Origin of the sequence: Mucilaginibacter sp. PAMB04168 (genome assembly GCF_039634365.2) — a bacterium.
Lineage (GTDB): Bacteria > Bacteroidota > Bacteroidia > Sphingobacteriales > Sphingobacteriaceae > Mucilaginibacter.
This window is the reverse complement of record NZ_CP155079.2, coordinates 1663059-1676181: the sequence shown is the minus strand read 5'-3', so window position 1 is coordinate 1676181 and position 13123 is coordinate 1663059. Positions and strand designations below refer to the sequence as shown.

The following is a 13123-nucleotide window of genomic DNA, read 5'->3' as shown; positions in this document are numbered from 1 at the left end:
TTGAATCAGATCAGAAGAGAACGGTATTTAAGAAATAAAGGCTGTACAGCCGACCGCGGCGGCCCCGTGGCGTTTAACCAGGATACTTTAGCCTCATAAATGCCCCGAACAGGCGCTGCTGAATCATAAGGTAAAAAAATCACGGCGACCTGTAATGCGCTCAGTTGAAATTCCAGCGAAGCGGAAGAGTTTTCTTTGATCACATAATTGCCGTGCTGGTTACAGCAACTGCAATCTTTACCTTCACCACAAGATTTTTTGTGTCCATGTTCTTTGTCCTCATGATGGTCGCTATCATGTCCGGCAAGAGATTCTTCATCGTGGCCATCGCCCATATGGTCATCAAGCGCAAGCGCCGTTAATTCGTGGCCCGACTTTTCCAATAAAAATTCGGCACCGCAGTGAACCAGGCATACGAACATACCCGTTGTCAGCAACAGGTAAAACGCAGCCAAGCCGAAGGCACCGAATTTTCTCATTATATTAGATACACAAAAAAGTTACATTTGTTTAAAAGTTACCGTTTTTTCTTAATAGTCAAAGCGCTATTCCTGCCTTTCAGTGCGGCTCTTACAAATATCGGTTTATTTGATGACTTCTGCCTGAAAGCCTTTGGTCTTCAATGCGCTAATCACTTCATTAGGATTCAAACCTTTATTTGTATCTACAGTCAGTACCTTATCAGGGTTAGCCGTATCGACCTCCCATTTTTGTACGCCGTCCAAATTATTAAGTACCGGGGTTACCGTTGCTATGCAGCCACCACATTTGATGGTGGTCTTGAATTTTAGAGTTTCCATTGTTTTTATGCTATATGTTAATTTTTGAATATTTAAGCCGAAGGCTGTTGCTGACCACCGATACAGAACTAAGGGCCATAGCTGCACCCGCGATCATGGGATTAAGCAGGAAGCCGTTGAACGGATACAATATGCCGGCAGCCAGCGGAATGCCGATGAGGTTATAGATAAATGCCCAGAACAGATTTTGCCGAATTGTACGAACAGTGAGCCGGGACAATTTAAGGGCTTTCGGTATCTGCAACAGATCTGAAGACACGAGCGTGATCTTAGCCACATCCATCGCAATATCCGAGCCGTGACCCATCGCTATGGAAAGGTTAGCCTGTGCCAGCGCCTGGCTGTCATTGATACCATCGCCTACCATCGCGACTATTTTACCCTCGCTTTGCAGCGTTTTCACAAAATCCGCTTTAGCGGCGGGTAAGGCCCCCGCGATAATTTCTGTGATACCAGCCTCTTTACCAATATATGCAGCAGTAACCGCGTGGTCACCGGTGAGCATATAGACCGTGATACCACCGCCTTGTAATTCGGCAATCGCTTTTGCAGAAGTACTTTTGACACGGTCTTGCAGGGCGATAACAGCCAGTACCGCCAGATGTGAAGCGAAATAAATGACCGTTTTACCCGAACCTGATAGCGTTTTGGCCGCATCGCGAAGTTCATCAGGCAAGTTAGTTTTAGAGGATTCTACCAGTTTCAGATTACCGGCATAAAACGGCTGTCCGTTAAACATGCCTTCAATTCCCAGGCCTGTGAGGCTATGAAAATAGGTTGACGCTACGGTCTCAGTGTTTTGCTCTTTTAAGTACGCTACCACGGCTGCCGCGAGAGGATGTTCTGATTGCAGTTCCAGTGATAACAGTATGGCAGCTAAGGGATTTTCTTTTCCTGAAACCTGCTTTGCCCAGACCAGGTCTGTTACCACTGGTTTTCCTTCCGTGATCGTCCCTGTTTTATCCAGTACGACTGCATTCACCTGATAACCGATTTCGAGCGCTTCCGCATCTTTGATCAGGATGCCATTTTCAGCGCCCTTGCCAATACCGACCATTACAGCGGTGGGCGTAGCCAGGCCAAGCGCACAAGGACAGGCGATCACCAGCACCGTCACCATTGCCAAAAGCCCTTGCGTTAAGGCTTGCTGACCGCCGAATAGCAGCCAGGCACCTAATGTTATCAGCGCGATCAGCATTACGACCGGTACGAATATACCTGCAATTTTATCGACCAGTTTTTGAACCGGCGCTTTAGAGCCCTGCGCCTCCTGTACAAGGTTAATGATCTGTCCGAGGAGCGTTTCACTGCCGACTTTTTCAGTACGGAACTGAAAACTGCCTTTTTGATTGATCGTGCCCGCGAAAACCGGGTCGCCGCTTTGCTTTGCTACAGCGACAGGTTCACCGCTGATCATGCTTTCATCGATATAAGAATGGCCCTGTTGCACCGTGCCATCGACCGGAATCTTTTCACCGGGACGGACGAGCAGTAAGTCACCAATTTTGACCTCTTCTATAGGCGTAACCTTTTCACCTGCCGGAGTGATCAGTAAAACAGTCTTTGGTTGGAGTCCGATTAGCTTTTTGATAGCGGAAGAAGTGTTAGATTTGGCCTTTTCCTCGAGTAACTTTCCCAGCATGATAAAAACGATAACAACCGAAGCCGCCTCGTAATATACATGCGGGTGCAGGCCCTGCCTGTGCCAGAAATCGGGGTAAACGGTATTGAAGACGCTGAAAAGGAAAGCAATGCCCGTACTCATCGCTACCAGCGTGTCCATATTGGCCCGTCCATGCTTAGCCTGTTTCCAGGCTCCGGTAAAGAAATTACGTCCTGCAACAAAAAGCACGGGCGCGGTCAGCAATAACATGATGTAATTGGCATTAGGTATGTCCATATAGAACATACCGATGATCACTACGGGTAAGGTAAGGGCACCGGCCCAGAGTATCTTTCTTTTTAAGGAACGATAATGAGTTTGCCGGAGTTGTTCCTGCTGTTCTTTACCGTTAGCTGTATCGATGAGCAGGTCGTAACCTACCGACTGTAATGAACGTTTTAACACTTCTGGTGCAACGATTTCAGGGTGAAATTCGACCTTTACGGTTTGCGTTGCAAAGTTCACAGCCGCTTGCTCAACACCGTTTTGTGCGCCGAGCATTGATTCAACGCTTGATGCGCAGCCTGCACAGGTCATGCCGGTAACGGGAAAAGTAATTGTGGTGATCGATTGCGCTGCCATTATTTTTTATTTATGGTACAAAATTACGTGGCCACCGAAAGTTTGCGTTACAGGATTTTGCTGAAATTTTACAGAATACCGTTTAAGTTTCAGCGTTTGCCACAATTTTTCTATTATTGAATATTGGTTGATAGTTTAAACTATTGTCTAAACACCTTGTAAACTTATAACCTCATGGATAATTACTTCCTGGTCAAACAGCCGTATGCCGTAAATGAATTGAAACGGTCAGCGTTGGTAGATTTCGTTAACAAAGGACTGCGGTTCATGCGTACCGGTTACCAGGTTAAACAATTGGATACCAATGTAGATATGAATACGCCTGAACAGCGCATCAATTATTATCACTTATTAGATTCCGTGATCTTCAACGGAGTTGCGGGTGATATTGTAGAGTTAGGTTGCTTCACAGGTCAATGCGCGCTTATTTTTGAAAAAGTGATTGAATTAAACGCTTCTTCAAAACAGCTTCATTTGTACGACAGCTTTTTCGCCACCTTCACTGTTAAAGGAAGTGTTGAGGAACAACTGAAAGCCAATTTTGAAAAGGCCAAACTGAAGCAGCCCATTGTTCATAAGGGTGATTTTAAAACCACGTTATCGAACGAGTTACCTGCGGAGATCGCGTTTGTTCATATTGATTGCGGTTTTGGTGGCGACAAGTTGGAACACAAAGCGGTGATGCTCCATTGTTTCGAAAGCATTTATCCGCGCATGAGCAAGAATGCTATTTGTATCCTGATGGATTATTATGATGCCGAAGCAGGTGCTGAAGGCCTTGATATCAATCCCGGTGTTAAATTGGCCTATGATGAATTTTTTGCGGATAAACCGGAAAAGATCGTTTGCCTATGGGGCAATCAATATAATCATGCCTATTTCCGTAAAGTCTGATTAAATTTTGTGACTGCCACTTTAAAATAATGACGGACCTCGGTAACTGGAATAGCGGTTATTTGGGCTATTTCGGAAAAATCAAATTCTTCCTGATCTTTTAGGATCATAATTATTAGTTCCTTAGACGTTAAGCCATTTATTTGCACCACCGCCTTTTTTTCCAGAAACACTATAGTGTGCCTTGCCATTAGACGGTATAAAGCCAGGTCAATAGCAGTGTCAAAAATTTCTGTCCTCCACAAATTCAGGAAAACGTCTTGTATTAACTCATCAGTATCTTCATGATCAATGCCTAATTTCCTTAGAAAGTAATACAGCTTCCGGCTATAACTGTCTAAAATTTCTTTAAATGCTTCTTTCTTTGTCGTTTTGTTTTGAAAACGGCTCTTCAGCGTAATATCATCAGTTTCGACTAACATGGTTTCATGTATTTATTAAAAATCTATTCTAACTTCATCTTCTGTATTCTCACCGCATTCAGGATCGCCAGCAGGGCAACGCCTACGTCGGCAATGACCGCTTCCCATAAATTAGCCATGCCACCTGCGCCAAGAACCAAAACGATGACCTTCACCACCATGGCGATGGTGATGTTTTGCCACACGATCTGTTTAGTGATCCGTCCGATCTTTATCGCGACGGTAATTTTTGAAGGCTGATCGTTTTGAATAACAATATCAGCCGTTTCAATGGTAGCATCGCTCCCCAGTCCACCCATCGCTATACCGGCGTCGGCCAGTGCCACCACAGGTGCGTCATTTACACCATCGCCTATAAAAGCGATCCGGCTGCCCATATTTTTATATTCCTGTACCTTCTGTACTTTTCCATCAGGCAGCAGGTCGCCGAAAGCTTTATCGATTCCTAATGATTTGGCAACCTTATCCACTACGGCCTGTTTGTCACCGGAAAGCATCACGGTCTGAATCTTCAGGCTATGCATCTGATCAATGGCTTGTTTCGCGTCTTCTTTAATTTCATCTGCGATGGTCAGGTAGCCTGCGTATTTGTCATTAACAGCAACCACAACTACCGTGTCGACCAGCTTATCCACTTCCGTTGGATAAGGGATATTGTATTTTTTTAACAGCTTGGTATTGCCAGCTAAAACAGTCCTGCCTTCAACCGTTCCTTTCAAACCATGTCCGGAAATTTCTTCGACAGCATCTGCCTTAAGGTTACCAATACTATCACCGGCATAAGCAACTACCGCTTTAGCTATCGGATGGGTAGAATTGCTTTCAATCGCTGCCGCAACGCTAACCAGTTCCTTTTCATCAAAGTTATCGGTCACTACTTCCTGCACATTAAATACGCCTTTGGTCAGCGTACCCGTTTTATCCATGATGACCGTATTGATCGTGGTCATTACATCCAGAAAATTTGAGCCCTTAAAAAGAATACCGTTACGTGAGGCCAGCCCGATCCCTCCAAAGTAGCCCAGTGGAATAGAAACGACCAGCGCACAAGGGCAACTGATTACGAGGAACACCAACGCCCGGTAAAACCATTGATGGAAGTTGTAAGGGTCTGTAAAGAAGTAAGGCGCAAAACAAACTAACAGCGCCAGCGCAAATACAATCGGCGTATAAATCTTTGCAAAACGGCTGATAAATAGCTGTGTTTGCGATTTTCGTGACGTAGCATCCTGCACCATGTCGAGTATCTGGCTAAGTTTACTGTCTTTAAACAAAGCTTTGACCTGCACTTCGCTTACTTTGTCCAGGTTGATCATACCCGCAAGTACCTTTTCACCTTTTCTCTTCGTATCCGGTTTGCTTTCCCCGGTCAGGGCAGCGGTATTAAATGTTGCCGTATCCGAATAAAGCTCGCCATCGAGCGCAACTTTTTCGCCTGCTTTTACCTGGATGATCTCGTCTATTTTAATCTCTTTCGGATCGCTTATCAAGGTTTTGCCATCCCTTATCACGGTTACTTTATCAGGCCGGATGTCCAATAATGCTTTAATGCTTTTTTTCGCCCGGTTAACGGCCGAATCCTGGAACCACTCGCCAATGGAATAAAACACCATTACTGCGACGCCTTCACTGTAAGAACCGATGCTGAAAGCGCCAATGGTGGCAACACTCATCAAAAAGAACTCATTGAAAAAATCAAAGTGTTTCGCTTTGCGCCAGGCCATTCCCAAAACATTATATCCCGCCAATAAGAATGCCACCGAAAAAATGATCAGGTTAAGTGGGAAAGCTGGCTGGTATTTAAAGCCAAATTCAAGGGTTAGCATGATTGATAAAATCGCCAGCGCGGTTAGCAGCGGCCAGTGGCTTTGCCAGCCTTCTTCTTCCGCTGGTTTATTCAGGTCAAGCACTTCATCATCGTCTTCTTCCTCTTTCAATTCCCTGTCCTGCTCTTTCATGATATTCACCTGTGGTGTATCATTTTCAAGAATAGCTTCCTTTCCGGATGCTGTCGGTATTGCCCGCTTATTTTTGTTTTCTTTTTTCATTATTTGTACGCTAAATGAATTATCCTTCAGAATCTAAGAACCATAGTTCCGCCTCTGCGGTCGCTTTTTTCAAAGCGACTTCCGGTTGAGTTCCAGCAGCAACGTAGGCTGATGCCAGTTCCAATGCCTTTTCTTTTACTTCCGGGCGCAGATCTTTTAACTGATCATCGAATCCCTCAAATTTTTGTTCACTCATTTCAACCTATTCAAATTTAAGCAGGTATACCCTGCAATCGTAGTGCATTTATTTTTGACATTCAGGACATAAGCCCTTTACCAGCAAACTTGTTTCCTGCCGTTCGTAGCCTCCCGGTAATTTGACTTCCGGTATGTGTGTTCTGGGCAAACAATGCGTTTCCCCGCAATTAGTACAGTAGAAATGAACATGCAGGTCATGGTGACCATCAATTGTACAGGACGGCTGACAAAGCGCAAATTTGGTAATTCCAGTGCCATCATCTATCCGGTGGACCAATCCATGTTCTTCAAATGTTTTTATACTGCGGTACAAGGTTACCCGGTCTGTCTTTTCGAGGCTTAGCTCCATATCCGTCAGGCTTACCGCGTTGGTTTGTTTCAGAAGATAATCCAGCACAACCAACCGCATAGCGGTTGGATTGATCTGCTTTTGCAGCAAAATGTTCTCCAGTTCTTTCATTACTATTCTTCCTCCGCGCCACCTGTGGCTTTAGATTGCAAATAAAAGGCTCCCTTTAAGGCGACCTTCGCTGAAGCGGGCAGTTCATCAACCGGCCTGATCTGAATAAAGCCAAGTTCCGTAACCCCGGTGGTCACTTCCGCTTTTTTGAATCCGACTTTGCCGCCGGTGCTTTCGCCGGGAACAACTACAAAAATATACTGTTTGCCTTCGGCGCGAACAACGGCATCTACCGGCACTGCCGAAGTTAACCTGCTGCCGGTACTGATCAGCGCGGTAACATACATACCGGGGATCAGGTTCTTTTGTTCTTTGTTGTTGATGACCGCATGTACTGTGACCCCTTTGCTTTCATTTTCAAAAGATTTATTGATCCCGTTGATGGTGCCGGTAATAAGCTGGTTCTCCTGATTGGTCAACTGGAAGCTTACCTTCTGGCCGACTTTAACATGCATCAGGTCTTTTTCAAATACCGTGAGGTCGCAATGTATTTTGGAATTATCAACCACTTCCATAATGGAGGTGCCGGGCTGCACAAAAGCGCCGGTGTTGGCCGTGATCTGCCCGACCGTGCCGCCGATAGGCGAAAGTACCGGGAATTGCGAAACAATTTTACCACCCGAGATACTTCCGGGGGATATACCCAATTGCCGCAACTGGCTCTCATAAGCGGTTAAGCGGGAACGTTCGGCATTATAGGTGGCTTCCGCCGACTGGAAAGATTTACCGGTACCGGCACCAGCCGCCTGCAATTGCTTTTGACGGTTATATTCCGCATCCACATAAGTGAAATTATTCTTAGCGGCGAGATAATCCTGCTGGATCTTGATCAGGTCCTGGTTCTTGATAGTGGCCAGTAGCTGTCCGCGCCTGACCTGCTGTCCTTCAATAACGCTGATGTGCGCAATGATACCACCTGAGAGAATGCTCACATCCGCCTTGTTTTGCGGCGGAACCGCTAATTGTCCGTTGGCTTTGATCACGGAATCAAGGTTTTTTTGCGCGATTGGCCCGGTGACAATACCGACCGTTTGCATTTGTTCGGGGGTTAGTTCCAAGCCTCCGGGTTTTGGCTTTTCCGCTTCGGCGCTTTCCTTGTTTTCTTTGGTGTCTGCTTCCTTTTTAGCGGAATTTCCCGTACAGGATGTTAAGCCTGCGGCCAGCAGAAGGGCAATGGTGAAGTACTTATATTTTTGAATTTTCATGGTTATTCTCCTTTAATAAATTGTAGCTGGATGGCTGATTGGTTCAAACGGCTTACCGCTTCGATATAGGCTAACTTCACCTGAACGGCGGCCGACATATTCTGGATATACTCAATGTAGCCGATCTCACCCAGGTTGAACGATACCTGCGCGATGCGTAATTGTTCATCTGCCTGTTTCAATCCCTCAGACATATAATAATCTACGGATTGTTTGAATTTTTGATATTGCTGCATTTCCTGCTCATATTGCAAACGTACCTGTGATTGTGTCTGCTGGTAATTCGTTTGAGCCACCTGGGCGGATAAGCGTTCCGATTTAACCCTTGCGCGGTTTGCGCCGTTAAACAGCGGTAAGGCCACACCGACCTGTATACCGGCGATGCGGGTACCGGGTGAATAATCCCGGTTAATGCCCGCAGGGTTAAAGCCCGAGATCACTAATTGCTGGTTATAACCCAGTGTCAAATCAGGTAAACCTTTTGATTTTTCTAAAGCTATCCTGGCGTTAGCCACCTCAATGTTTTGCAGATCAATATTGACCTGCGGATTATTGCTAACATTAACCGAATCTGTAGTCATCGGTAAGAGGATCGGCAGTTTGCTTTCGGCGGCTATAATGGGTTCCGCAGTATTCAAGAGTTGCTGTAACACCAGTTCGTTGCTGCGCAGGTCTGCCTGCGCACCGATCTGCAGCGCAACGATCTCCTGGTACTTGTTCCGGGCGCTGATCAGTTCCAGGTTGGAGGTTTCGCCCGTCTTAAACCTGACCTCCGCTTTTTTGACGAAGCCTTTATAAACGCTGTCCTGATAGTCCAGTACGCGTAGTGTTTCCCGGTTCAGCAGATAGGCATACCAGGCGCTGCGTACCTGGCGGATGATCTCCGTTTTGGTTAAATGTCCGTTTCGTTCCGCTAATAAAGTTTGCTGGTTAAGCAGCTTACGCTGATTTTTGTAAACACCGGGCCAGGCGATGGTTTGTGTGATACCAATAGCATTATCCATGTTCCCGCCGCTGGTTGGGTCTTGCGTGACCATGACCTCGGTTTTAGGAATGTCTGTGCCTGACCTTTGCAATGCCCTGGCCTGTTCGACGGATAAGCGTGCCGAGCGTATTTGCAGGTTATTTTTTAAAGCTTTACTGATCGCGCTGTCTAAGGTTAACGGCATCCGGCTTTGAGCCGTTGCTTTGTTATTCTGGAGCAGACCAATACTAAAGATCAGCAATAGCGTGACTAATGCTTTGGGCACTTTGATCTGCCCGGCTTCCTTACGGTTAAACAGCAGATAAAGACAAGGCAGCACGAAGAGCGTTAAAAAGGTGGCGGTAATTAACCCGCCGATCACCACAGTTGCTAAAGGTCGTTGCACTTCGGCACCGGCGCTCGAAGATAAGGCCATAGGTAGAAAACCTAATGAAGCAACGGAGGCGGTCATGAGCACCGGTCGAAGCCTGGTCTTCGTACCTTCCAAAACACGATCATAAATATTGTCCATGCCTTCTTCCTTTAACTGGTTAAAGTAGCCGATCAGCACGATACCGTTTAAAACTGCCACGCCGAATAATGCAATAAAGCCAACACCGGCTGAGATAGAGAAAGGCATTCCGCGCAATAGCAATGCCGCTACGCCGCCCATAGAGGCCAATGGCACGGCCGTGAAAATGAGCAGGCTTTCTTTCACCGAGCGGAAAGTAACGTACAGCAGCACCAGAATAAACAATAAGGCTGCAGGTACAGCTACCATTAACCTGGACTTAGCAGCTTGCAGATTTTGGAACTGGCCGCCATAGGTAAGGTAATAACCCGAAGGCAATTTTAAAGCCTTGTCCAATTTACCCTGGATCTCTTTGACGGTGGTTTCTACATCCCGGCCCTGTACATTGAAGCCCACATAAATACGCCTTTTACCATCTTCTCGGGAAACCTGCGCAGGCGCATCTTTGAAGGAAATATCAGCGACCTGGCTTAAGGGCACCTTATTGCCTGACGGCAAGGGAACCAATAAGTTTTCAACCCCTGAAATATTTTCCCGCAGGTCACGGTTTAGCCGTACCACCATATCAAAGCGTTTTTCGCCTTCAAATACGACACCGGTTACGCTACCGGCAAATGCTGTTTTCAGGATCATGTTCACATCACTGATGTTTAAGCCGTACTGCGCCATTTTATCGCGGTTATAAGCCACCTGGATTTGCGGCAGGCCGCTTACTTTTTCAATATAGGGCTCGCTAACGCCTTTGACCGGCGCGATCAGCTTCGCCAGCTTTTTCGCTTGCACCGCCAGGATATCAAGGTCGTCGCCATAGATCTTGATAGCCACATCCTGCCGGATGCCGGTCATAAGCTCATTAAAACGCATCTGCATAGGCTGTGATATTTCCACATTGATACCGGGAATAGCGGATAAGGCGTCTTCCATTTTTTCGATCATTTCTTCTTTATTAGAAGCCGTTTTCCATTCGCCTTTTGGCTTCATGGCCAGCATCATATCGCCCTTTTCCATCGGCATCGGGTCGGTTGGAATTTCAGAACTGCCGATACGGGTAACCGCCTGTTTGATCTCAGGAAACCGTTCCTTTAACAGTTTCTCCGCTTTACCGAAGGTTTTGACCACTTCGGTGAGGGATGTGCCCTGCATCATAGAAATTTCAACAGTAAGGTCACCCTCATCCAAAGTCGGGATGAACTCGCCGCCCATGCGGCTGAATGCCCAGATAGCTATCCCAAATACGATAAACACTATGGTCACGGTAATGACCTTGATCTTTAATACGGCAATTAATGCCCGCTGGTATATGCGCTGCAAAAACTCGATAATGCGGTCTGATATGTTGCGCTTGTGCGCAGTTTTCTTGCTTAAAAACAAAGCGCTAGCCATCGGCACGTAAGTAAGCGAAAGAATAAAAGCGCCTAAAATGGCAAATGCAACTGTTTCCGCCATCGGCCTGAACATTTTACCTTCGATACCCACGAGGGATAATAAGGGCAGGTAAACGATCAGGATGATGATCTGCCCGAATGCCGCCGACTTCATTAGCTTGCTGGCGCTGTCACGCACCTCCACATCCATTTGTTCAGTGGTTAATTTTTCAACGCCTTTTTGCCGGTAACTGCCGGTGGTGATATGATGCACGACGCTTTCGACGATGATCACCGCGCCATCTACGATCAGCCCGAAATCAATTGCTCCTAAGCTCATGAGGTTACCCGAAACGCCGAACAGCCGCATCATGGAAAATGCAAACAACATGGCCAAAGGGATCACCGAAGCGACAACTAAACCTGCCCTTAAATTGCCCAACAGCAAGACCAATACGAAGATCACGATCAATGCACCTTCCAATAAGTTGCGTTTCACCGTGCCGATAGCCCGGCCTACCAATTCGGTGCGGTCAATGAATGGCTCGATCACCACACCTTCGGGCAGTGATTTTTGTATTTGCACCATTCGTTCTTTTACGTTTTCGATCACCTCGCTGAAATTCTCTCCTTTCAACATCAATGCAACACCGGCCACTACTTCGCCTTCACCATTGCGGGTAACCGCTCCATAGCGGGTAGCGCTGCCGAACTGCACGGTGGCAATATCCCGCACCAATATCGGCGAGCCTTTGGTATTGGCAACCACGATGCGGCGAATGTCGTCGAGGTTCTGCACTTGCCCTAAACCGCGAATAAAATAGGCGTTCCGCTGCTGCTCGATATAAGAGCCGCCGGTATTTTCATTGTTCTTTTGCAAGGCTTCGTAAACCTGCGGAATGGTTATGCCTAAAGAGTTCAACTTATCATTGTCCAAAGCGACCTCGTATTGCTTCACGTAACCGCCCCAGCCGCTTACTTCGGCCAGTCCAACCGTTCCGGCCAGCTGGGTTCGGACGATCCAGTCCTGGATGGTACGCAGGTCGGTTGGCGTATATTTATTTTCGTAACCTTTTTTGGTGTGGATCACATATTGGTAGATCTCCCCAAGGCCTGTAGTGATCGGTGCCAGTGATGGTTCGCCCAAACCTTCTGGAATGCTGTTTTCAGCCTCCTTTAATTGGGCATTCACCTGTTGCCTTGCCCAATAAATATCCACGTTATCTTTAAATACGATGGTGATCACGGATATGCCGGAACGGGAGATCGAACGTTTTTCGATGATCCCGGCAATATTGGCCATAGCTAATTCAATGGGAGCAGTTATGAACTGCTCCACTTCCTGTGCGCCGAGGCTCGGCGCTTGTGTAATGATCTGTACCTGGTTATTGGTAATATCGGGCTGCGCATCAACCGGCAGGTTATACGCTGAATAAATGCCTACCAGTATTAAAACCAGTGTCATGATCCCGATAGCTACCTTGTTCCTGATAGAGAACGCGATAATCTTGTCAAACATAAATTGTAAAAATTAATACGATACGGAAAAGCCATGCAAAGTTGATTGCAGGCGGAAACATCTAAAAATCGTATTAGCTTATTTGAGGGGGCTGCCAGATATTGATCGGCTGTTCCTGAAGGACAGGAATTATTAAGTGCGGATATTCTGTAAAAACCGTTTTAGTGAAAATACCGGTTCTGACTGTTTCTGTTAAGTGCCTGGCCGTAGAACAGCAAGAACAGGTACAGAACGGCGGGCAGGTTTCCTGACCGCGCTCATCATTTGGTGCGTGACTTTTTTGAACGGTTGTATGAGTAATGCTTGCGATCATATCCTCCCTGTCCTGGCACGGTAGTAATGCCAGAAGAACAAAGTAGATACTGAATATGAAAGCAATATATCTCATCTCATGCAAAGGTATAAAATAATAGGGCAAACATCCAAAATGAAAAAATCCTATAAATGAGAGCTGTACCGGCTTTGGATTGGT

Annotated in this window: 11 protein-coding genes; 1 reads left to right on the top strand and 10 read right to left on the bottom strand. The window is 46.5% G+C overall.

The window, feature by feature from the left end:
• Positions 1-5: 5 nt before the first annotated feature.
• From ABDD94_RS07250 to ABDD94_RS07240, 3 genes are all read right to left on the bottom strand, one after another.
• Positions 6-479, bottom strand: a complete 474-nt coding sequence (locus ABDD94_RS07250; protein WP_157526426.1) for a hypothetical protein — start codon at positions 477-479, stop codon at positions 6-8.
• Between the two features lie 105 nt (positions 480-584).
• Complete coding sequence (locus ABDD94_RS07245; RefSeq protein WP_345955289.1) at positions 585-800, bottom strand: heavy-metal-associated domain-containing protein; 216 nt, start codon at positions 798-800, stop codon at positions 585-587.
• A gap of 10 nt (positions 801-810) precedes the next feature.
• Positions 811-3045, bottom strand: coding sequence for a heavy metal translocating P-type ATPase (locus ABDD94_RS07240; RefSeq protein ID WP_345955288.1), 2235 nt, complete (start codon positions 3043-3045; stop codon positions 811-813).
• Between the two features lie 174 nt (positions 3046-3219).
• Here ABDD94_RS07240 and ABDD94_RS07235 point away from each other — a divergent pair, with 174 nt between their 5' ends.
• Positions 3220-3939, top strand: a complete 720-nt coding sequence (locus tag ABDD94_RS07235) for a hypothetical protein (RefSeq protein WP_345955287.1) — start codon at positions 3220-3222, stop codon at positions 3937-3939.
• Here the strand turns inward: ABDD94_RS07235 and ABDD94_RS07230 are convergent.
• The 7 genes from ABDD94_RS07230 to ABDD94_RS07200 form a co-directional block, all read right to left on the bottom strand.
• Entirely contained in the window at positions 3921-4361 is a 441-nt protein-coding gene (locus tag ABDD94_RS07230; protein WP_345955286.1) for a sigma-70 family RNA polymerase sigma factor, read from the bottom strand. The genes ABDD94_RS07235 and ABDD94_RS07230 overlap by 19 nt on opposite strands.
• A gap of 23 nt (positions 4362-4384) precedes the next feature.
• Positions 4385-6409, bottom strand: coding sequence for a heavy metal translocating P-type ATPase (locus ABDD94_RS07225; protein WP_345955285.1), 2025 nt, complete (start codon positions 6407-6409; stop codon positions 4385-4387).
• A 19-nt stretch (positions 6410-6428) separates the two neighbouring features.
• On the bottom strand, positions 6429-6605 hold the full coding sequence (locus ABDD94_RS07220) for a hypothetical protein (RefSeq protein WP_345955284.1): 177 nt from the start codon (positions 6603-6605) through the stop codon (positions 6429-6431).
• A gap of 48 nt (positions 6606-6653) precedes the next feature.
• Entirely contained in the window at positions 6654-7067 is a 414-nt protein-coding gene (locus ABDD94_RS07215) for a transcriptional repressor (RefSeq protein ID WP_345955283.1), read from the bottom strand.
• A 2-nt stretch (positions 7068-7069) separates the two neighbouring features.
• A complete protein-coding gene (locus ABDD94_RS07210; RefSeq protein WP_345955282.1) occupies positions 7070-8272 on the bottom strand; it encodes an efflux RND transporter periplasmic adaptor subunit in 1203 nt (400 codons plus the stop codon).
• A 2-nt stretch (positions 8273-8274) separates the two neighbouring features.
• Positions 8275-12651, bottom strand: coding sequence for a CusA/CzcA family heavy metal efflux RND transporter (locus ABDD94_RS07205; RefSeq protein ID WP_345955281.1), 4377 nt, complete (start codon positions 12649-12651; stop codon positions 8275-8277).
• Between the two features lie 73 nt (positions 12652-12724).
• On the bottom strand, positions 12725-13039 hold the full coding sequence (locus ABDD94_RS07200; RefSeq protein ID WP_352432890.1) for a DUF6660 family protein: 315 nt from the start codon (positions 13037-13039) through the stop codon (positions 12725-12727).
• Between the last annotated feature and the right edge of the window lie 84 nt (positions 13040-13123).